Here is a 23356-nt window from a genome sequence, read left to right as displayed (position 1 = left end):
TTCCCAGTTTTTTCTATAAAATTTCTGATCTGCTTAATCCATTTTGTAAGCTTGACAATGTTCTGATAAAGGAATTATTCCAAATAAATAGGATATTTTAAATATTTAAAACAAGACAATTATCTATCAATTCGATAGCATAGCTTTATAACATTATCCTTTATAGCCATTAGGGTTGTCACTTTGCCAGCGCCATGAATCTGCGCAGGCATCTTTAAGAGATTTTTGTGCTTGCCAGCCTAAGAGAGAGTGCGCTAGGCTTGGATCAGCATAACATGCTGCGATATCACCGGGCCGTCGGTCAGTAATTTTATAAGGTATTTTTACGCCACTTGCATGTTCGAATGCATTAACAAGCTCCAGCACGCTTGTGCCTTTGCCTGTACCAACATTGATTGCACGATACTCGTTCGGTGTAGCAGGTATATTTAGAGCTGCTACGTGTGCTTTCGCAAGGTCGGTTACATGAATATAGTCACGTACGCCTGTACCATCAGGGGTAGAATAGTCATTACCAAATACAGAAAGCTCCTTGAGTTTCCCGACTGCAACCTGACTGACATAGGGCATAAGGTTATTAGGTATATCGCTTGGATCTTCACCGATAGTTCCAGACTCGTGCGCACCTATTGGATTAAAATAGCGCAGTGCAGTAATTTGCCAATTATTATTGGTTATTGCAAGATCCATGAGCATAGTCTCAATAATAAGCTTTGTTTGACCATATGGGTTAGTAACTTTAGCGGGGAGTGTGGCAGATTCTTTGATCGGAACGATTACTGGGTCACCATAAACGGTGGCTGATGAGCTGAAAACCAATTGCCTGACCTCATGAGATTCCATAACCTCTAATAATGAGATTGTGGAAATAAGGTTATTATTGTAATACTTGAGTGGCACTCTCACCGACTCGCCCACCGCTTTAAGACCAGCAAAATGAATAACACCGTCAATTTGATGCTTTGAAAATATTTCTTCAAGTGCTTGCTTATTACGGACGTCTTTTTCGTAAAATGCAAGTTTTTTTCCAACAATTTTCTCGATTCGATTTATCGCTACTTTACTACTATTTAATAGATTATCAATGATAATGACATCGTGTTTATTGTTAAGCAGCTCTATGATAGTGTGGCTACCAATATAGCCAGCACCACCTGTTACAAGAATATTCATTTTGTATGCCTCAAAATTATTTTCGGTTGAATCTCATACTTGCCGAGAACGAATTATAGTGCCGGATAATCATGAATAACAAGCTATCTGTGAAACACAGATTTATTGTTTTAAACTAAGAATATTAAACATGATGCTCATGCCACCGTATTCAGTTTAATAACTCAAATTTTTGCTTACAATCGGCTGGCTCAAGTGTTTTAAAAAAGATGAATATGAGTAAAAATTCACTGTGCCTCACAAAAATTATGATATATCAATCCCATAGTCATATCTAAGCAGTAGGAAAGAAGGATTGCGGAAAAGGATTGATCATGTTCGATCTAGAAATGCTACAAGCAAGAGGATGCAGCGCTCATAGATAATTCAAATATTTTTCTGAATGACATATTTTAATTCACATTAAAAATTGAAGAAATGGAGCAATATAGCCATGTATTACCCGGAAAAGAATCATGGCAGGAAAATCAAGTGGAACAGATCAATCGGTATCGGCCCGAAAATTGTTGAAAACAGCTAAAACAGCGGCTGAATTGAGGACAGCCCAAGCAGTATTGTTCCCATCGGAATTGAGCATGTCGCAAGAGCAAACGGCGAAGGTCATTAGCCGTTCAGTCAGATGAACGTGTAGCCAGCGCACTCGTTACCATAGGATCGCTCTCGCTCGTGGCGAAGAGAAGGCGCCCCGAACGAAATGAGCGCTTCATAAGCGTGCTATTGCCACGCTTGAGCAGGAAGCCCAAATTCTAGGTAAGGTTTGGGAGGGGTCGGCGCAAGGCTGCGTGTTAGTTATTCTTTCGCTCAAAGAGAAACTCGAGGAACGGCTAGGTGAGCGCTTAGCCCTATCAACAATTTATCAAATGCTCTGGCACGCCATGGCTGGCGTAACCTTGTGCCAGATACTGATCACCCTCAGGGAAATGCCGCGTTGCGCGAGGATTGGAAAAAAAGAGCGACTAGATGAAATGATCGCTACGTAGGGTTATTATCGACCGCTACGCTCGATGTTTCAGGATGAAGCTCACTTTGATCCGCATTAGACAGGTGCTATTGTTGGTGCCTCCGCCCAGATCGACCGGTGGTAAGTGCTATGGTGACGAAGAGTATACTTATGCTTATGGGGCACAAAGCCATAGTCCATTAATGGGTACCGTGACAGCTTGGTATTGCTCATGTCGCAGCGATTACATGCAGATTTTCATCAATGAAGTTGCCAATCATTAGTCTGAGAATCTCTGCTAGTTATGCCTGCTATCATATTCACCTGAGCTGGTTCCGGAGGAGCATAATTGAGATAAGCTGTAAGAAAAATATGTACAAAACTGCGTGCTCGACAGTATTGATGCACATTATTACTGCGTTAATCAAAGTATAATTGGCTAATATTAGATTATTAATATAGTTTTTATTAAAAATGAACATTAGAGCTAATGGCAGATTCATGCATCATCTTTGTGATATATATATCGCCGTATAGCTTATTTTTAGAAAGGGAAATAAACAAAGAAAGCCATTGCAGATTTACGAGCCGAATACGACATAAAGGGTACTTTGATATATCCATCGTATTTCTTTACTCCCCTTCTTCTTTCAAAGAAGGGGAGTAACAGGTAGCATCATGCGCAAAAGTTGAAAAAAAACTAGGCTCTACTTACTCTACCTATGGTCATTCCAAGATGCCTCTATTTTCTAATGACCCCGATTTCTAAGTTTTTGAATGGCAGTAAGTTGTGCTGCAGCTTCAATTAATTCAGCTTGTGCACGCGCATATTCAATCTCAGATATTTTATTCTTCATAGCTTCTTCAGCTCTTCTCTTTGCTTCTAAAGCTTTAGCCTCGTCAAGATCATTACCACGTATGGCAGTATCAGCTAGTATTGTTACCACGTCTGGTTGGACTTCTAACATACCACCTGATACATAAACTGCTTCTTCGTCTTTTAAAGGGGCCTTAATTCTCACCATACCTGATCGAATGCGGGTAAGCATTGGCGTGTGATTAGGAAAAATGCCCACTTCGCCCATAAGTGCAGGTGCCGCAATAAACTCTGCGGGTCCAGAATATATTGATTCTTCAGCACTTACAATATCCAGATGAAATATTGTTCCCATTTGGTTTATATATTATATTTGCTTTATTTATTGAATCGTCTTGGCTTTCTCAATCGCTTCTTCGATCCCACCAACCATATAAAAGGCCTGCTCTGGCACATCATCATATTCACCATTAACAATTCCTTTAAATCCTTTGATTGTTTCTTTCAATGGTACATATTTGCCGGGTGAGCCAGTAAATACTTCCGCAACAAAGAATGGCTGGGATAAGAATCTCTGAATCTTTCTTGCCCTGCTTACAGTTAATTTATCTTCAGGTGAAAGTTCATCCATGCCAAGAATTGCAATAATATCGCGTAATTCCTTATAACGTTGTAAGGTTTGTTGTACCGCACGGGCAGTATTGTAATGATCCTCTCCAACAATCATTGGATCTAATTGTCGAGAAGTAGAGTCAAGTGGATCAACTGCAGGATAAATTCCCAGCGATGCGATATCACGCGATAATACGACTGTAGCATCAAGATGTCCGAAAGTAGTTGCTGGTGAAGGATCCGTTAAATCATCCGCGGGCACATAAACAGCTTGGATGGATGTAATAGAACCCGTTTTAGAAGACGTAATACGTTCTTGTAAACGTCCCATTTCTTCAGCAAGAGTAGGTTGATAGCCTACAGCAGAAGGCATCCGTCCCAGTAACGCAGATACTTCTGTTCCAGCAAGTGTGTAACGGTAGATGTTATCTACGAAAAACAAGACATCACGACCCTCATCACGGAATGATTCTGCCATGGTCAACCCAGTTAATGCTACACGCAAACGATTACCTGGCGGCTCATTCATCTGACCATAAACCAGAGCAACCTTATCCAATACCTTGGATTCCTTCATCTCATGGTAAAAATCATTACCTTCCCGAGTTCTTTCTCCAACACCCGCGAATACAGAGTAGCCACTATGCTCAATCGCAATATTACGGATCAACTCCATCATATTCACAGTTTTACCTACACCTGCCCCGCCAAACAAGCCAATTTTCCCGCCTTTAGCGAATGGACAGACTAAATCAATAACTTTAATACCCGTTTCTAATAATTCAGTTGAAGCTGTCAGCTCATCAAAAGCAGGCGCAGCACGATGAATGGGCATGCTTTTATCAGCACCTATATCTCCCATTTCATCAATAGGTCTACCCAGCACATCCATAATACGTCCAAGCGTTTTTGTACCAACCGGCACTGTGATCTGCTTTTCCGTATTTTCAACGGTCATTCCACGACGCAATCCTTCAGACGACCCGAGAGCAATTGTCCTTACAATCCCATCTCCTAGCTGTTGCTGTACTTCAAGTGTTAAGTCCGTACCTTTCATTATCAGTGCGTCATAAACATTAGGAACACTTTCCCTCTGAAATTCAACATCAATCACTGCACCGATACATTGAACAATTTTACCCTGGCTCATTATTGTTCCCTAAAAACTAAAATATTGATTAAACAGCGGCTGCACCGCCAACAATTTCAGATAATTCTTTTGTAATAGCCGCTTGACGAGACTTATTGTAAATCAGGGTCAATTCATTAATTAAATTACCTGCATTATCTGAAGCAGCTTTCATAGCAACCATTCTAGCAGATTGCTCCGATGCCATATTTTCCGTAACGGCCTGATAGATTAATGCTTCAACATATCTAACCATAATATCGTCTATTATTGGTTTCGCTTCAGGCTCGTACAAATAATCCCATAATTTCTTCTGCTCGGTATCCTGCTTCCCTGCACGCATGCGCTCGTCGGATAATGGCAATAATTGCTCCATCGTGGGCTCTTGCTTCATCGTATTCACAAAGCGATTGTAAAAAAGATAAACCCTGTCAAAACGATCCGCTGTATATCCATCAAGTACAATTTTTATAGCACCTATCAGTTTCTCGATATTTGCTATATCACCAAGACCTGTTATCTGCGAAATGATATTTGCTCCAATACGACTCATAAAGCCCAGGCCTTTGTTACCAATACAACAGACTTCAATTTGCTCGCCTTCAGTTTCCCACGTACGCATCTGATTAACCGCTTTACGCAGCACATTAGTATTTAGTCCGCCGCACAAACCTTTGTCTGAGGTCACTACAATAATACCAATACGTTTTACCGTATCACGTTGGATCAAAAAAGGATGCCGATATTCCGTACTCGCGCGACTCATATGAGCAGCGACATTGCGGATCTTTTCGCCATATGGTCGTGCTTTTCTCATGCGCTCCTGAGCTTTACGCATTTTTGACGCAGCAACCATTTCCATAGCACGAGTAATCTTCTGCGTATTCTTAACGCTTCGGATTTTATTGCGTATCTCCCTGCTTCCAGCCATCAGTTAATATGTCCCAGTTTTTTTAAATTCTTCGATTGCTGCAGATAACGCCTGCTCAGTCGCATCATCCAGATTTTTGGTTGTTTCAATCTTATCCATAATTTCAGCATGTTGATTACGCATATAGCTCCTCAAAGCTGCTTCAAATGCTAAACCTCGCTTGACTTCAACATCATCAAGGTATCCCTTATTCAACGCAAAAAGCGTCAATGCCATCTCTGACACACTCAAGGTAGCAAATTGCGACTGCTTCATCAGCTCGGTTGCCATTTTCCCGCGCTCAAGTTGCTTACGTGTTGCTTCATCCAGATCCGATGCAAACTGTGCAAAAGCAGCAAGTTCACGATATTGCGCTAATGCTAATCGTATACCGCCACCTAGTTTTTTAATTACTTTTGTTTGTGCCGCCCCGCCGACGCGCGATACAGAAATACCGGCATTGATAGCAGGACGAATTCCAGCATTAAATAGATCTGTTTCTAGAAATATCTGCCCATCAGTAATGGAGATAACATTGGTGGGCACAAATGCAGTCACGTCACCTGCTTGCGTTTCAATGATTGGTAACGCTGTTAACGATCCTGTTTTTCCCTTAACCGCTCCCTTTGTATATTTTTCGACATAATCAGCACTTACCCTTGCTGCACGTTCCAACAAGCGAGAATGTAGATAAAACACGTCTCCTGGATAAGCTTCCCGACCGGGAGGTCGACGGAGCAATAACGATATTTGACGATATGCCCAAGCCTGTTTAGTCAAATCATCATATACGATGAGCGCATCTTGCCCTCTATCTCTAAAATATTCGCCCATCGTGCAACCTGAATAGGGTGCTATAAATTGCATCGCGGCGGATTCAGAAGCTGATGCTACAACGACAATGGTATATTCCATTGCGCCATGCTCCTCAAGTTTACGCACAACGTTTGCAATTGATGAAGCTTTTTGCCCAATTGCCACATAGATACAAATCATATTCTCACCTTTCTGATTAATGATTGCATCTATTGCTACAGCCGTTTTCCCGGTCTGGCGATCCCCAATGATCAATTCGCGCTGGCCTCGGCCAACTGGCACCATGGCATCAACAGCCTTAAGCCCAGTTTGAACTGGTTGATCAACAGATTGTCGCCAAATAACGCCTGGTGCAATTTTCTCTATAGGCTCTGTTCCCTTAGCTGCGATAGGTCCTTTTCCATCTATGGGTTGTCCTAATGCGTTAACTACCCGTCCTAACAAACCTTCACCAACTGGTACTTCTAATATCCGTCCTGTACATTTGACAGTATCGCCTTCAGTGAGGTGTTCATAAGCACCCAGAATAACCGCACCGACTGAATCTCTTTCTAAATTCAATGCCAAACCAAAGGTATTGCCGGGAAACTCAAGCATTTCCCCTTGCATCACATCTGAAAGTCCGTGAATTCGAACAATGCCATCAGTTAATGATACGATGGTGCCTTGAGTACGAACCTCAGTCGATATAGAAAGTCCTTCAATCCTACTTTTAATCAGCTCACTGATTTCTGATGGGTTTAACTGCATTTTAATAACTCCTAGCTTTTGAGGGCAACAGACATGGTCTCGAGTTTACCGCGTACGGAGCTATCAATAACTTCATCGCCAATTACTATCTTTACTCCGCCTATTAACTCTGGATCTATGTTTACTTTTGCTTTAATTTTACATTTAAATTTATTTTCAAGCACCGACACTAATTTCTCTAGTTGGCTATCTGAAATAGCGTACGCAGAAATAATATTTGCCTCCAGTATTTCTTCAAACTGAGCTTTTAATTGTTCATACAGAGCACTCAATTGAGGAAGCACATCTAATCGATTATTTTCAATCAATAAATTAACTAAATTTCTTCCATCACTATCGAGCTTATTTTCACAAACCTCCAAAATTATTTCAGCTAACTTGTTGGCTGGTACGCCTGGATCTGAAATAAGAGTTCGTATCTGCTCTATCGTTGTCACCTCTGTAAGCGCATTGAGCATATCCGACCAAGACGATAATGCATTCTTTTCCTTTGCTAATTTAAATACGGCCTCAGCATAAGGTCTAGCAATTGTTATTTCCTCAGCCATTACTTTAACTCTTCTTGAATTGATGCAAGCAGATCAGCATGGACTTTGGCATTCACCTCACGCCGCAATATTTTCGTTGCCCCTGCTAATGCTAAATTGGCAATTTGCTGGCGTAAAGCTTCTTTTGCTCCAAATATTTCATGCTCAATTTCAGCTTTAGCGGCTGTCAATATCCGCTCTCCTTCGATCCTTGCATTATCCTTGGCTTCTTCAACAATCTCCGCTGCTCGCTTCTCAGCTTGTGTAATAATTTCTGTGGCGCGCTGCTTAGCTTCTTTTAACGCTTCCGAAGATCTTTGACTTGCAAGCTCCAGCTCTTTTTTACCACGCTCGCCGGCAGCTAAACCATCGGCAATTTGCTTTTGACGCTCTTCAATTGCACGCAACAAAGGTGGCCAGACAAATTTGACCGTAAACCATATGAATATCGAAAAGGCTAGTGCTTGAGAGATGAGAGTGAAATTAATATTCATAGCCAGCTTCGTGTAAGTTTTATTAATTACAAATAAATATTATTGAATTACTGCTAATAAGGGATTACCAAAAGCAAATAGCATGGCCAAGCCAACGGCAATAATGAATGATGCGTCAGTCAATCCTAATAATAAGAAAACTTTACCTTGTAAAGTAGGAATCATTTCTGGTTGGCGGGCAGCACCCTCCAGAAAGCGACTACACATAACGCCCACCCCGATACATGCTCCTGCTGCACCCAACCCAATCATCAAGCCAATTCCTATTCCTGTGTAAGCTTGAATCATTGCGAGAAATTGCAAATTTTCCATTGTTTTTTTCCTTCCTTTAAAAAATTTATGTTAAGAAACTTATATTTATATTTAATGTGACTCATGCGCCATTGATAAATAAACCACAGCGAGCATCATAAAAATGAATGCTTGGAGTGTTACTATCAGAATATGAAAAATCAACCATCCCACGCCCAGAATCACGCTAAAAAAGGAGCCAGTAACGCCAGTAGCTGCCCACATCCCCAGAAGGAGGAAAATGATCTCTCCTGCGTAGATATTCCCAAAGAGCCGCAGAGAATGAGACAGTGGCTTTGATACATACTCAATCATGTTGAACAATAAATTCAGCGGCCAAAGTATTGGATTTTTTCCAAATGGCGTACAAAACAGCTCATACGTCCATCCACCTACTCCCTTGACTTGAACGTTAAAGAATATCATTAAGAACCATATGGAAAGCGCCAATGCAAACGTGGTATTCACATCGGTAGTTGGAACAGTGCGCCAATTATGCAGCCCAAATACATGCTCATAAACCCATGCCATAATATCAATCGGTAACAAATCCATTGTATTAAGCAACAATACCCATACGAAAATAGTCAAGGCTGCTGGCGCGACAAATTTATGCCTGTCACCATGAAATGTATTTTTTACTTGTGTATCGATAAATTCCACAAGTAGCTCTACAAAAGCCTGTCGTTTAGTAGGTACACCAGGTGTAGCTCTACGGACGATTAGCCACAAAAAACCCATTCCCAGCATGCCGAGAATGATAGACATCAGCAATGTATCCACATGCAGTGTCCAAAACGGCTCTTCTCCCAGAGATACAGTTAAGTTAGTAAGATGATGGTTTATGTATGAGGTTGGAGTAAGCTCAAGATCTGATGCCATTATTAATTTATCTGCTATTTAATTTTGTTATTTACTATTTTTAGTATTATCAGGCACAAATAAAGCCATACTAAAGATGATGACTGTTATGATAAATACCCCGATAAATGCACTAGCATTAACTTCTTTATACACTGCAAACACTGTCCAAAGCAGAACTATTATAACGATTATTTTTATTGCTTCTGCTCTGAGAGCAGTACGTATTGCCCCGCCAGCTGTATAACCCTTATGATGAGAAATTATGAATGCATAAACTGTAGAAGAAACCACATTGACCATTCCACCAAGAAATCCTGAAATAGCCCCATGTAACCCCAATACTCCCCAAAATACTAGCGCAATAAATACTGTAAATAATACTTGCCAGCGTATCACCACGTGCAGTGGCTTATTCCGTATCCAAGGCATAATTGTTCTCGCTTAGAACCGAAAATTTCCAGCTACACGCATATATAAAAGTACGAGATTTTAACTCGCTTAAGCTTATCAGTCAACGCGGACTGATCCAAAAAATATAAAAAATGCGGGCATCATAGGATGATTACAAATTGATTTGTGAAAGAGATCATGTGTTTTATTTTATAGAGACTGAAGAATTTGCTTTGGAAGCAAAATTCCTCTATACATCTAGATTGGTTACTCGCAATGCATTTTTTTCTATGAATTCTCTACGCGGCTCTACGACATCTCCCATGAGGGTGGTGAAAATTTCATCCGTAAGAATACTATCTTCAATTTGTGCACGTAACAAGCAACGGTTAACAGGATCCATAGTGGTTTCCCATAATTGTTCCGGGTTCATTTCTCCCAATCCTTTATAACGCTGAATATTGACTCCTTTTTTTGCTTCTTCCAATAACCAATCGAGCACTTCCTTAAATTCTTTGACAGACTGCTTTTCCTCACCACGCTTGATGATTGCATTTTCTCCTATTAAACCATCAAGGACTTGTGCTGTTTTTTGAATTTGCAAGAAATCAGAGCCTTGTACAAAATCTTGATCCAGATAACTAATCTGAACATTACCGTGGTATACATGAATGATCTTTAGACGGTAATGTTCAGATACATCATTAAATTCAGCTGTCACTTCAATATTATGAAGTAATGAAGCTAGGCTAGCTGCACTATTCAATGCCGCTATCTCATTACTTAAATCGATATTAGGATGCTTAAGCAAAGCGTATAAAACATCTCTGTCAATAAATCTGCTCATACGCTCGATAACGGCTTCTGCTAACAAATATTCACGAGCAATATTTGCCAGAGTTTCACCGGTAAGAGGTGGTTTATTTTCATGAGCATAAAGTTCAGCTTTGGTCAGAGCTACACCAAGCATATATTGTTTTAGTTCATAATTATCCTTGACATAACGCTCCTCTTTACCATTTTTAATTTTGTAAAGCGGTGGCTGAGCGATGTAAATATGTCCACGCTCGATCAATTCAGGCATTTGCCGATAAAAGAATGTCAACAAAAGCGTGCGAATATGTGAGCCATCGACATCTGCATCAGTCATGATGATGATGCGATGGTAGCGTAGTTTATCAGGATTAAACTCATCTTTACCAATGCCTGTTCCCAGCGCAGTGATGAGTGAAATAATTTCCTGGGAAGAAATCAATTTATCAAAGCGAGATTTTTCCACATTCAGTATTTTTCCCTTGAGCGGCATGATTGCTTGAAATTTTCGATCCCGCCCCTGTTTAGCAGATCCCCCAGCTGAATCACCTTCTACCAGATAAAGTTCACATAATGCTGGATCTTTTTCTTGGCAATCAGCAAGTTTTCCTGGCAGCCCCATACTGTCCAATACGCCTTTGCGACGAGTTAATTCACGTGCCTTTCTAGCTGCTTCACGTGCTTTAGCTGCATCAATGATTTTGTTGCAGACCATTTTTGCATCACTTGGATGCTCTAGTAAAAATTCTGAAAGCTTTTGTGTCACAATTTCTTCCACTACAGGACGAACTTCGGATGACACAAGCTTTTCTTTTGTTTGGGATGAAAATTTAGGCTCAAACAGCTTAACCGATAAAACACAGGTCAATCCCTCACGCATATCATCACCTGTTGTATCCACCTTAGCTTTTTTAGCTAATTCATTTTTTTCGATATAGCTATTAAGCGTGCGCGTCATTGCAGCTCGCAATCCAGTCAAGTGAGTACCCCCATCTTTTTGCGGAATGTTATTGGTAAAACACAAAACTTGTTCTGTGTAACTATCATTCCACTGCATCGAAACTTCTACCGCTATATTATCTTTCATGCCATTAGCGTAAAAGATGGCAGGATGCAATACTGTCTTTGTTCGATTGATATATTCAACAAAATTGCGAATACCGCCTGCGAAAGCAAATACTTCTTCTTTGTCATTACGCTGATCAATCAGCTTAATTTTGATACCATTATTCAGAAAAGAAAGCTCACGTAATCGCTTTGCAAAGATGTCAAAATGAAAAGTTATATCTCCAAAAATTTCCTTACTCGCCAAAAAGTGTACTTCGGTTCCATGCTTTTCAGTTTCCCCAATCACACTCAACGGTGAAAGCGACACACCTTCTTGAAATTCAATATAATGAATTTTTCCATCCCGTCGAATGGTTAAGTGCAACCACTCTGACAGAGCGTTTACTACGGATACACCGACTCCATGCAATCCTCCAGATACTTTGTAAGAATTATCATCAAACTTTCCACCGGCATGTAATTCGGTCATAACAATTTCAGCAGCTGATCGTTTCAGCTCATCGTCTTGCTTTATTCCAGTAGGAATGCCACGGCCATTGTCGTGCACACTAATAGAATTGTCAGGGTGGATAATCACGGAAATTTCGTCACAGTGGCCAGCCAAAGCCTCGTCAATAGCATTATCGACTACTTCAAATACCATATGATGCAGCCCGGTGCCATCACTGGTATCGCCGATATACATACCAGGACGTTTTCGAACAGCATCAAGTCCTTTTAGAATTTTAATGCTATCTGAATTATATTCAGGAGATTTACTGATTTTTTTTTCGTTCAGGTTCATTATGCTTGCATTTTTATTAATACTTGTTAAAAAAATATTTTGCCTACCTAAGTAATTTGGGAATTCTTTTCTTTTTTACAATCGCATCGGCATCACAACATATTTAAAATGATCATTCTTTGGAATAGTTATTAAAGTACTACTATTAGCATTTTCAAAAGCACATTGAACGCTATCACTATTGAGATTATTTAATACATCTAATAAGTAATTAATATTAAAACTGATATCGATAGTATCTTGCTGATAGTCAATTTCGAGATCTTCTTGGGCTTCCTCTTGCTCACTATTTTTACAAACAATACTTAATATGCCATTTGAAATCACTAGCCTTACGCCGCGAAACTTCTCATTCGCATTGGATAGAATGGCCACTCGCTGCAACCCTTGCAAAAAACTTTGGCGGTTTATACTGAATTGCTTGGTATTATTCACGGGAATCGCACGGTTGAAGTCTGGAAATTTTCCTTCGATGACTTTAGAAGTTAATACAATGTCTGAAAAAGCAAAGCGTATCTTTTTTGGAAAGACTTCTATAATAACGGGTTCTTCAGTTTCATTAAGTAATTTTGAAAGTTCCTGCACAGTTTTCCTGGGAATAATAGTTTCTTTTCTTTCCCATTCATCTTCCAGTTCAATTGAAGCATAGCTAAGACGATGACTATCCGTAGCTATAACTTTTAGATATTTACCTTCGATTAAAAGCAATAATCCATTCAGATAATAGCGAATATCCTGCTGTGCCACAGCATACTGTACTAAGTGAAGAAGATTCTTTAAATTTTGTTGCGAGAGCGTAAGCGTGATCTCTGGCATCTCTTCCTTTGGCATTCTCGGAAAGTCATCTGCAGGAAGTATTTGCAAGCTGAAACGACTTTTAATCGCGTTAATCTGTAGTCGATTATCAATTTTTGCCAGAGTAACTTCTGTATCGGAAGAAAAAGTACGTAATATCTCCAGCATTTTTTTTGATGAGACGGTAAGAGCAGAAAATTCCTGTGAGGTTACTGTTTCAGAAATTTGTAAATACGTTTCAATTTCTATTTCAAGATCAGTGGTTACAAAAATGATTTTCCCGTTCTCTTGCTTAATAAGCACGTTGGAAAGTATTGGTAGAGTATGACGCCGCTCAACAATGCCATTAACAATTTGCAAAGGCTTTAGTAAAAAATCCCGGCTAGCTTTTATTAAATTCATATTATTTAAACTTTAATAAGAGTATATAAATATAATTCAATTCCGGTATATCTATAAAAATATAATAAATATCAAATCCTTAAATATAATTTCAGGCTTGTATAAAATAAAAGTTTTAATTGAATAATTTGTGGATAAATTTGAGAAATTAATTTTCTTTCAAATTATCCTCAAACTATTCAGATTTTATATACAAATTATCCACATCAACCCCGTAGAATATGTAATAAAGCATTATAATCCCGGCTTACGATGGGATCAGATGAGCGTAATTCTGCAATTTTTCGGTGAGCATGCAAGACAGTTGTGTGATCTCGCCCCCCAAATGCTTCCCCAATATCAGGTAAACTTAATTGCGTGAGTTCTTTGGCAATAGCCATAGCGACCTGCCTGGGTCTTGCCACGATGCGCGTACGTTTTTTAGAGTACATCTCAGCCACTTTAATTTTGTAGTAATCAGCGACAGTTTTTTGAATATTTTCGATGGAGATTTGCCGGTTCTGGACAGCTAACAAATCCTTCAACGCTTCTTTTGCTAACTCCAAGGAAAGGGGATGGCCTGTAAAACGAGAATAAGCCAGTATCCGCTTCAGCGCGCCTTCCAATTCACGAACATTGGAACGGATATGCTTCGCAACAAAAAAAGCAACATTCTCATCTAGAACGATTTTTTCTATCAATGCCTTTTTTAAGAGAATAGCGACCCGCATTTCTAGCTCTGGCGGCTCAACCGCAACTGTTAATCCCCAACCAAATCTTGATACCAGACGCTCTTCTAAGCCCGATATTTCTTTGGGATAACTATCGCAAGTAATAATGACTTGTTTATGCGCTTCAACAAGGGTATTGAAAGCATAGAAAAATTCTTCTTGAGTACGATTCTTGCCTCCAAAAAACTGAACATCATCAACAAGTAACACATCTAGTGAGTGATAATACAATTTGAATTTATCAAATGACTTGTGTTGATAAGCACTGACTACATCAGAAACATATTTTTCAGCATGAACATAGCGTATTTTAGCTTCATGATTGTTTTCAAAAACATAATTACCAATAGCTTGAATTAGATGCGTTTTGCCTAAACCAACTCCACCATAAATGAATAAAGGGTTGTAAGCGATCCCGGGACGTTCGGCAACTTGAATTGCACCAGCCCGAGCGAGTTGATTGGCTTTTCCAGTAACGAAGCTATCAAAAGTAAAATTGGGATTTAGATGGCTAGCGTTTCTTTTTTTGGGTACAGGTTTAGTAATTAATGATTGAACAGGAGAATTGTTGTTTACATGATGTGAGCTTTCATCATTAGAAATTTTTGTATCAAATGTATTTCCAAGTATCAATTGAAAGTGAATTTTCTTAGAAAAATGTTGTTGAGCCATTACCTCAATATGAGGTATAAAATTGTCTTTAACCCATTGTAAGACGAATCGATTCGGTGCAATTAATATAGGCTGATCATTACAATTTTCAGAGATATCTAATTGTAATGGTTTAATCCAGGTATTAAATTGTTGGGCATTTAGCTCTTTCTTGAAATGCTTAAGACAAGAGTACCAGAAAGTTTCTATTGCCTGCATAAGTGGAAATTCTAGTTAATCTGAAATTTATCTTATACTGCTATTTTTACATAGTGTATTCTACACTGATGTTTGAATATGCGTGGGAATCTCATTTCCAAAAACTCTAAAAGTGCTTGATCATTAGAACAAAATTTGCACTTTTAAAGAGGAGAATTGATACCAAATTTTGAGAGGTCGTCGTTTTGTAGTCGACAATAGTATAATAGATAGCTTTGGATTTAATATTCTTCTTGAAGAAATAAGTTTACTTTTTCTATGTTGGCGCCGTGTTTATCAAACTGAAACTATTTCTCAATCGTTCCTGCCAGTGTTTATAGCGGAAGCACAAAATTCTGAATAAAAAAAACGTATAAGGAATTGTGGATGAATTTGGATATCAGCCAAATACCAGTGTCCCTACAGCCCGCCGTCTATACACATGATCTTGGTAAATGTTATCAGCTTTACGCACAACCTAAAGATCGTCTAAAACAGTTTTTATGGCGTGGTAGACGCCGATATTACCGGGAATTATGGGCCTTACAGAAAATCAATTTAGAAATAATGCCTGGTGAAGTAATAGGAATTATTGGACGCAACGGCTCAGGTAAGTCAACCTTATTACAACTCATTTGTGGCACATTGACGCCTACCTGTGGCAAAGTAGAGGTAAATGGTCACTTGGCAGCCTTACTGGAGTTAGGAGCTGGATTTAATCCAGATTTTACTGGGCGTGAAAATATCTGGTTAAATGCTGCCATTCTGGGTCTAACTCAAGAAGAGATCGCAGATCGAATTGAGTATATTATTGACTTTTCAGAAATTCGGGATTTTATTGATCAACCAGTCAAAACTTATTCTAGTGGAATGTATGTCCGGCTGGCATTTTCGGTAGCAATAAGCATTGATCCTGATATTTTGATTATTGATGAAGCATTATCAGTAGGCGATGGTTCATTTGCACGAAAATCTTTTAATCGCATCATGCAATTAAAGGAAAGGGGCAAGACTATCTTATTTTGCTCTCATTCTCTTTTCCAGATTGAGTCAATGTGTTCCCGAGCGCTTTGGATCAATCAGGGTCAGTTGATGGCAGAAGGGGATGTAAAGCAGGTGGTATCTGCTTATCAGACGTTTTTAGACAGAAGTGTACTAGCTACAGCTGAGCAAGCTACTGCACCTTGTGAGGATGTCATGCCGGTGGATACACCCCCTGCTGGCGGGTATGTAAGTGGACATGCGCGTTTAGATAAAGTAGATGTGGAGATCGAGGGAAAAAGCTCTCGTGACGCTATTGTCAAAAGTGGTCAATCCACGGTTAGAGTGAAAGTATCATTTGTTTCTGATCCCGCGATTCCCTGTCCGACTGTTGCGGTTACACTACATGCCATGGATGGACGTATGCTTACAAGCGCCGCTACCTGGGAAGATCAGGTTATACTGGAGCGTACTCCCAAGGGGACCGGGCAGATTAGTGCTGTTTTTGAGTGTTTGCCCTTACTCAAGGGGGAGTATTTGGTCAGTGTCTTTCTACTTTGCGAGCAGGGCATACACCTCTATGATTCAGCAAGCGGGGTATCTACACTGCGCGTGCAGCAGGAAGGAAGATTGCAAGGTTATTTTGCTGTGCCGCATATCTGGAGAATTGATGATGGAAAATAGGGAGTTCCAGCTTGATCAATTGTCCTGTTTAGATCCAAACAGAGCCCTTCCTTTTTTTAACCATAATAATGATGGCTGTATAAACTCTCATACGGCTTCTCCCTATAAGGATTTAGCTTTTCCACTTAATGTGTATGCGCATGCTTTGTTACTCCAAGAGGGTCGAGTAAATTATTTGCATTACGGGTTGTTTCAGGAAAATCAAACTGATCTTGAAGCAGCACAGCAATATTCAACTGATCTGCTTTTGAATCGCTTACCTGCTGCGCCCTGCCGCATTCTGGAAGTGGGGATAGGTTTGGGAACAACATTTTCTGTACTCATTCAGAAGGGATACCAGGTCTACGGCATTACGCCGGATGCCCAACAAATCGCATTGATACATAAACGCTTGGGCTCCCAAGTTATGGTGGCTTGCCAACGTTTGGAGGACTTTGAAGCGGCACAAGATAGTTTTGATGTTATCCTGTTTCAGGAGTCTGCCCAATATATCGAGCCATTAGTCATTTTTAATAAAGGATTGGATCTAGTAACTGAAGGTGGGAGCTTGCTTATAGTTGACGAATTTGCTTTGCGTCGAGACGAGGTTGGTGTGGAAGGTCTGCATTTGCTGAGTGATATGCTGGCATTAGCCAATCGCTTGGGGTTTGAATTGGTTGAACAGCTGGATTTGTCGACTATGGCTGCACCTACACTGGATTATTTGCTCCAAGTGACGACGCGCCAGCGGCAGCGGTTGATGAATGACCTTTCCATGAATGCTGAGTGTCTTGAGCAACTGGAAGAATCCAACCGGCTATATCAAGAAAAATATGCGTGTGGACGATTTGGTTATGCATTACTGCATTTCAGAAAAAAACAGCCGCCGCGGTGGCGGTTACGTTTGCTCGAAAAAAATCAGGTCCCTGATATGCTAGCCTTATTCAAGCAAACTTTTGGTCATAGTATGACCCCTTCTATGTGGCATTGGAAATATGGTGCAGGGCGAGGCCGTGCAATCGGGGTATGGCATGGGGATCAATTGATTGCTCATTATGGCGGTATGGGACGCAATATTTTGTATTTTGGTCAGCCGCAAGCAGCTGTACAGATTGGTGATGTTATGGTCGATTCAGCAGAACGCGGTATTTTGACAAAAAAAGGACCCTTTTTCCTGATGGCAGCAACGTTTCTGGAACGCTATATAGGCTATGGTAAGCCTTATTTGCTAGGATTTGGCTTTCCCAACGAGCGGGCCATGAAAGTAGCCGAGCGACAAGGATTGTATGCTGAAACGGCGCATATGAGCGAGATCGAGTGGCAGCCACTAGCCAGAGCACCGCAGTGGTTAACGCGATTACATGTTGTGGATAGTTCAAATATCAATCATGTCTGGATTGCTACGGCGATTGCTCAATGTTGGCGAAGTATGGCTGCGGATTTGGAGGAAGCATTAGTCGGCGTGCGCGATTGGACATACTTACGCGATCGCTATCTCAGTCATCCTCACCAGCATTATCAGGTTGTATTAGTAATCAATCGATTTGGCAGGAAAGTACGCGGAGTGTTAGTGTTGCGACATACTGCAGAAGGTTGTGAAATCACCGATCTCGTTTCACCATTAAAGGAAATTCCATTACTAATAACACATGCAAGAAGGATAGCGGGGATGAGCGGTCATCATCGGTTAAGCTGCCAAATTACCGAAAATTTTGCTTCGTATTTTGTTGCGACAGGGGGCATTAAGCAAGCATTACCTATCTGTATTCCAGCCAATGCGTGGAGTGCCGGTCCAGTGGTAGAGACACTACGTAATCGCTGGTGGTTGATGAGCGGGGATATGGATTTCAGGTAAAAGCAGTTTGGCTGTTTTTCATCATTTTGAGTATTTATTCATTGAGCGAGAAGAAGTAATTGGAAAATTTGCTTATTCCCTATCAAGCGACAACCTGCATTTCCTCTAAAAGCGCGTTAGTATTGGCGCCCCATCCTGATGATGAAGTTTTTGGCTGCGGCGGTGCGATTATGCGCCATGTTGCGCACCATGAACCTGTTCATGTCATCATCGTAACGGATGGTGCCCACGGCGTCAGTCAAAATGAAAGATCCGCCTATATCCAGCTCCGGCAAAACGAAAGCATTGCTGCCGCCGCCATCCTAAAGTATGGAAAGCCTGTTTTCTGGCAGTATCCTGACCGCGAACTATTCTATGGCGAAAAACTGATCTCAGATATTTCATCAGCGATTCGCGATACTGAAGCCGATCTTATATATGCTCCCTCGGTCTACGAAGTACACCCTGATCATCGGGCACTTGGCATGGCAGCGCTGGAAGCTGTTCGCCGAAGCGGCCGTCCGATACAACTGGCGCTATATGAAATCGGTCAACCGATACGGCCCAATCTGCTGCTCGATATCAGCGATTTGGCTGCACGCAAAATGGAAGCCATGCACTGTTTTACCTCACAAAATGCCAAACAGCGCTATGACCTGCATATTGCCGCACTCAACTGCTATCGCACTTACACTTTACCTGCCGAAGTTACCGCAGCTGAGGCCTATATTCTGACCAGCACAGAAGAGCTGGCAGGCGATCCCTTAAAGCTTTACCAGTCTGAACATACACGTCAGCAAAAAGCAGGATTGGTCCTGGACACACACGATATACCTCTGGTCAGTGTCATTATCCGCAGCATGGATCGCGACACCTTATCTGATACCTTGGATTCGGTCGCGTTGCAGACTTATCCCAATATCGAGGTTGTTTTAGTCAATGCGAAAGGAGACGGACATCGCGCGTTAGATAAATGGTGCGGGCGTTTTCCACTGCGCTTTTCAAATAATACCGAATCACTTCACCGCAGTCAGGCCGCAAACCTGGGATTGGAAACTGCAAAAGGAAAATATCTGATCTTTCTGGATGATGATGATTTATTTTATCCGGAACATATCGCGGATCTGGTAGCTGCTCTGCAAGCGCACAACACTTTTCGCAGCGTATACGCCGGCGTACGCGTCGAATATTATGTTAACGGACAGTTTGAAACATCGGCCGTATTCAGTGAGCCGTTTGACCAGCGCAGACTCTGGGGCAGAAATTTTATTCCGATACATGCCATGCTGTTTGAGCGCGCATTGGTTGCCGAAGGCTGCAGGTTTGACGAACAGCTCGAATTCTTTGAAGACTGGGATTTCTGGCTGCAGCTGGCGCAACATACGTCGTTATTGCACGTCGATAAAATTGGTGCGGTTTACAGGAATTTCGGTCATTCCGGCTTGGGGCTCGAGCAGGACAAAAATACTATAAGAGCATTGAGAGGAAAATGTTTCGAGAAATGGATGACCCGGTTCAGCGGAGAGCAACTGGATGATTTGATTGAATACCGGGAGGAAGTCATCACGGGCCTGCACAATGATTTAGCCGGAATGCACGGTCAACTCACCGAGATGCAAGACAGACTGGCCTCCAGTGAGCGCCAGAGCGAGCGCCAGATCAATGCGCTGGAGTGTCAGATCAATGCGCTGGAGCGTGAGATTACTGCGCTGTTAAAACAACAAAACGACTTGGAGCAGGAAGCGCTGAAAGGCCATGCACGTGAAGCTGCTTTGCACAAAACGGTTAACGATCTGACCCAGTCGACTTCGTGGAAAATTACCGCACCCCTGCGTTTTCTCTCCCGCATCATCCGCGGACAACATCATGAAGCGCTGGATGGCCTGCGCCGCCGCCTGATGCCCTGCCTAAGAGCGGTTTACTGGCGGCTTCCCGCTTCATGGCGTAATACAGCATTAACCCTGGCATATCGGACCGCAGGTCCTTTCTTTGCGAATACAAACCATTATGAAGCTTGGCGTTTAAATTCAAAATATCCTTTTCATCACCTTTCCACAGCGGCCACGGGTTTTCTGGCAAGCATGGTGAATTTACCCGATTTTGCGCCACTGGCAACTCAACCTGACGGACGCATCGCTATTCATGCGCATATTTTTTATCCCGACCTGGCTGCTGAATTTGCAAAATTTTTCCGCAATATGCCGTTTTCATATGACCTGTTTGTTTCCACGCCCAACGAAACCACCAGCAATATATGCAAACAGCACTTTACCGGTTTACCGCGCATGGAACAGCTGATTATCTCGGTCGTTCCCAATCGGGGGCGCGATATCGCGCCGATGTTCTGCGCATTCGGTGATTCCTTGAAAACTTATGATTTTATTGCGCATATTCACAGCAAGAAATCACTATACAATAATGGTGCCACCAACGGGTGGCGGGAATATCTGTTAACAAATTTATTCGGCAGTGAGCAGCAGATCGGCAGAATCTTCACACTGCTTGACGGCGAACACAAAACCGGACTGGTTTATCCACAAAATTTCGCAGGACTGCCCTATTCTGCATACACCTGGTTATCCAATCAACCCATGGGTCGTGTTTGGTGTAATAAGCTCGGCATCACTACCTTTCCCACGGGTTATTTTGATTTTCCTGCCGGGTCAATGTTCTGGGCTCGAACAGAAGCGCTGCGGCCATTATTCGAAGCAGGTATCACGATTCAAGATTTCCCTGAAGAAGCGGGGCAGACTGATGCAACCCTGGCTCACTGTCTGGAACGATTGCTGGTCCTGGTCACCCGCAAATCAGGATTTAATGCCGCCGTTCTCAGGGACATCCCATCAAACAGCTGGTCTCGCTGGCGTTTTGAACAGTACCTCGCGCGCAATCCGGAAAATCTGCAGGCCATGCTGGCGGATCCTTCTGTGCAGGTGGTCGTTTTTGATATTTTTGACACACTGCTGACCCGGCCGCTGCTCTACCCTGAAAAAATTAAATCCATTATTGCACACCGTGCCGGTGGAGAAGCGGGAAAACGCTATCTTGAATTACGCGCAGAAGCAGAGTCCCGGGCACGCCAGAAAGCCGGAAAAGACATCGGTCTGGACGCGATTTTCGACGAATTATCGGTTTTGTCCGGTTTACCGGCCAACACTATCACCAGGCTGCGCCAGCTGGAGGAATCGATTGAAACGGAGACTGTGGCGCCCAGACCGGAAGTGGTCGCGTTACTGCATCTGGCTATTACTCTGAACAAACGCGTAGTACTAGCCAGCGACATGTATCTACCTAAAGCAACTATCGAGGCTATTCTCAGGAAAAACGGCATAACCGGCTGGCATCGGCTGTATGTGTCTTCCGATCTCGGTCTACGAAAAGATACGGGGGAATTGTACCGCCATTTGCTGTCTGAAGAACAGGTCACTCCGGATGCAGTCATGATCGTTGGGGATAATGAACATTCTGATATACAAATTCCCGGCAACATGAAAATGAAATTACTTCATGTGCTGCGACCTGTCGAATTGGCACGAGCAACCCCCCGCCTCGGTCCTCTGGTTGAAAAATCTATTTACCAGGATGATCTGAACGTACAGCTCACAATGGGATCCCTGGTTCAGGAAAACTTTCAATCCCTGTCTTTTCCGTATTTCGATCCATCGGATCTTGTTCCTGCATCACCCTGGTCCATAGGATATTCCGTGGCTGGACCGCTGATTCTGTCCTTTGTCCAGTGGCTCAAAGAAAAAGCAGCAGCAGATGGCATTCAGCATTTATTTTTTCTGTCACGCGAAGGCCAGATTTTAAAAACGGTTTACGACCGGTGGGTATCTCATGATGCCTATGCCACACCATCCGATTATCTGGTGCTATCCCGCCGCACAGTCGCGGTCCCGATGATTTCGAATCTTGACGATATTTTCGAAATAGCACGCGTTCAGTTTTCGCCCAATCTGCTTTCCATCTTTATACAAGAGCGCTTTGGCATCACTTTATCACCAGAGGTGTACGATGAATTTGCATATCGCAAGTTATGGCCGAAAAACAAATTGGTATCTGTGGAGGATCGGAATATTGATCATCTGATCCCGCTTCTTCAGGCACTTGAAGAAAGAATTCTTGCCCAGGCGCAGGAAGAACGTCCTGGACTGCTAGCCTATCTGGATAAACTGGGATTCAATACGATCGATTCACCGGCAATCATTGATATCGGTTATGCTGCCACAATTCAGGGTCGCCTGAATCGCCTCATGAATAAAACGATTCACGGTTACTATATGATCACCGAAGAACGCGCACAGAAAGTAGCCGCACAACACGACGGCATTACGCAGGGCTGTTTTGGCCATTTTGTCAATGCCTTTAATGACCCACCGCTGATCTTCAAAAACAGCTTTTCCATGGAAAAATTACTCAGCTCGGATGATGCACAAATTGTTCGCTATCGCCTCGAAAACACGGGTAACGCTCTTCCCGAATTTCGAGAATTGACTGAAGCGGAACGCCGAACCAGGGCAACACGCGCTGAAATTCAACGCGGCATTCTGGATTTTGTAGATTGCAGCATAGCAGTCCGGGATAAGTTAATCAGTGATTTTATTGTGCCGCCTGGTACTGCAAAAAGCTTGTTCGAAGCATTTGTCGAATACCCTTCCGAATCTGAGCGGAAAATTCTGGGAAAACTGACACTGGACGACTATTATTGTGGCCGGGGTCTGGTCAGTTAGTTTATGATCAATAA

General features: G+C 42.0%; 18 protein-coding genes. 5 read left to right on the top strand and 13 right to left on the bottom strand.

Annotated features, from left to right (window positions below; genetic code table 11):
• Positions 1-153 precede the first annotated feature (153 nt).
• A complete protein-coding gene (gene galE, locus BM283_RS09960; protein ID WP_090692577.1) occupies positions 154-1173 on the bottom strand; it encodes a UDP-glucose 4-epimerase GalE in 1020 nt (339 codons plus the stop codon).
• 455 nt (positions 1174-1628) lie between these two features.
• Here galE and BM283_RS19445 point away from each other — a divergent pair, with 455 nt between their 5' ends.
• Positions 1629-1796, top strand: coding sequence for a hypothetical protein (locus BM283_RS19445; protein ID WP_217646496.1), 168 nt, complete (start codon positions 1629-1631; stop codon positions 1794-1796).
• 159 nt (positions 1797-1955) lie between these two features.
• Entirely contained in the window at positions 1956-2153 is a 198-nt protein-coding gene (locus BM283_RS19440; RefSeq protein WP_217646495.1) for a hypothetical protein, read from the top strand.
• 709 nt (positions 2154-2862) lie between these two features.
• Here BM283_RS19440 and BM283_RS09945 read toward each other — a convergent pair.
• The 12 genes from BM283_RS09945 to dnaA all read right to left on the bottom strand — a co-directional run bounded on the left by BM283_RS09945 (position 2863) and on the right by dnaA (position 15155).
• Entirely contained in the window at positions 2863-3285 is a 423-nt protein-coding gene (locus BM283_RS09945; protein WP_046848900.1) for a F0F1 ATP synthase subunit epsilon, read from the bottom strand.
• A 27-nt stretch (positions 3286-3312) separates the two neighbouring features.
• The gene (gene atpD, locus BM283_RS09940) at positions 3313-4692 is read right to left on the bottom strand and encodes a F0F1 ATP synthase subunit beta (RefSeq protein WP_046848901.1); all 1380 of its coding nucleotides are present in this window, start codon (positions 4690-4692) and stop codon (positions 3313-3315) included.
• Positions 4693-4720: 28 nt separating this feature from the next.
• Positions 4721-5602 carry a F0F1 ATP synthase subunit gamma gene (gene atpG / locus BM283_RS09935; protein ID WP_046848902.1) on the bottom strand — a complete coding sequence of 294 codons (882 nt, stop codon included), beginning with the start codon at positions 5600-5602 and terminating at the stop codon, positions 4721-4723.
• Positions 5603-5605: 3 nt separating this feature from the next.
• Positions 5606-7147 carry a F0F1 ATP synthase subunit alpha gene (gene atpA / locus BM283_RS09930; RefSeq protein WP_090692573.1) on the bottom strand — a complete coding sequence of 514 codons (1542 nt, stop codon included), beginning with the start codon at positions 7145-7147 and terminating at the stop codon, positions 5606-5608.
• Between the two features lie 11 nt (positions 7148-7158).
• Positions 7159-7695 carry a F0F1 ATP synthase subunit delta gene (locus tag BM283_RS09925; protein WP_046848904.1) on the bottom strand — a complete coding sequence of 179 codons (537 nt, stop codon included), beginning with the start codon at positions 7693-7695 and terminating at the stop codon, positions 7159-7161.
• Positions 7695-8168 (bottom strand): F0F1 ATP synthase subunit B, encoded by a 474-nt coding sequence (locus BM283_RS09920; RefSeq protein ID WP_090692571.1) that lies wholly within the window; start codon positions 8166-8168, stop codon positions 7695-7697. Before BM283_RS09920 ends, BM283_RS09925 begins: the two co-directional genes overlap by 1 nt.
• Positions 8169-8207: 39 nt before the next feature.
• Positions 8208-8480, bottom strand: coding sequence for a F0F1 ATP synthase subunit C (gene atpE / locus BM283_RS09915; protein ID WP_046848906.1), 273 nt, complete (start codon positions 8478-8480; stop codon positions 8208-8210).
• A 51-nt stretch (positions 8481-8531) separates the two neighbouring features.
• A complete protein-coding gene (gene atpB / locus BM283_RS09910) occupies positions 8532-9341 on the bottom strand; it encodes a F0F1 ATP synthase subunit A (protein ID WP_090692568.1) in 810 nt (269 codons plus the stop codon).
• 27 nt (positions 9342-9368) lie between these two features.
• Positions 9369-9752, bottom strand: a complete 384-nt coding sequence (locus BM283_RS09905) for an ATP synthase subunit I (protein WP_046848908.1) — start codon at positions 9750-9752, stop codon at positions 9369-9371.
• 211 nt (positions 9753-9963) lie between these two features.
• A complete protein-coding gene (gyrB, locus tag BM283_RS09900) occupies positions 9964-12378 on the bottom strand; it encodes a DNA topoisomerase (ATP-hydrolyzing) subunit B (RefSeq protein WP_090692566.1) in 2415 nt (804 codons plus the stop codon).
• Between the two features lie 75 nt (positions 12379-12453).
• Complete coding sequence (dnaN, locus tag BM283_RS09895) at positions 12454-13575, bottom strand: DNA polymerase III subunit beta (protein WP_090692563.1); 1122 nt, start codon at positions 13573-13575, stop codon at positions 12454-12456.
• Between the two features lie 206 nt (positions 13576-13781).
• Positions 13782-15155, bottom strand: a complete 1374-nt coding sequence (dnaA, locus tag BM283_RS09890) for a chromosomal replication initiator protein DnaA (protein ID WP_090692560.1) — start codon at positions 15153-15155, stop codon at positions 13782-13784.
• 366 nt (positions 15156-15521) lie between these two features.
• Between dnaA and BM283_RS09885 the strand changes: the two genes are divergently transcribed.
• The 3 genes from BM283_RS09885 to BM283_RS09875 are packed head-to-tail and all read left to right on the top strand — an operon-like array spanning position 15522 to position 23342.
• On the top strand, positions 15522-16799 hold the full coding sequence (locus BM283_RS09885; RefSeq protein WP_090692558.1) for an ABC transporter ATP-binding protein: 1278 nt from the start codon (positions 15522-15524) through the stop codon (positions 16797-16799).
• Positions 16786-18633, top strand: coding sequence for a GNAT family N-acetyltransferase (locus BM283_RS09880; RefSeq protein ID WP_254776318.1), 1848 nt, complete (start codon positions 16786-16788; stop codon positions 18631-18633). The genes BM283_RS09885 and BM283_RS09880 overlap by 14 nt, the downstream gene beginning before the upstream one ends.
• 59 nt (positions 18634-18692) lie before the next feature.
• A complete protein-coding gene (locus BM283_RS09875) occupies positions 18693-23342 on the top strand; it encodes a rhamnan synthesis F family protein (protein ID WP_090692555.1) in 4650 nt (1549 codons plus the stop codon).
• The last annotated feature ends 14 nt before the right edge of the window (positions 23343-23356 follow it).

The organism is Nitrosomonas sp. Nm34, from assembly GCF_900113925.1.
In the GTDB taxonomy this organism is placed as follows: domain Bacteria; phylum Pseudomonadota; class Gammaproteobacteria; order Burkholderiales; family Nitrosomonadaceae; genus Nitrosomonas.
The sequence above is the reverse complement of the archived record's forward strand: the minus strand, read 5'-3'. Positions and strand labels throughout refer to the sequence as shown.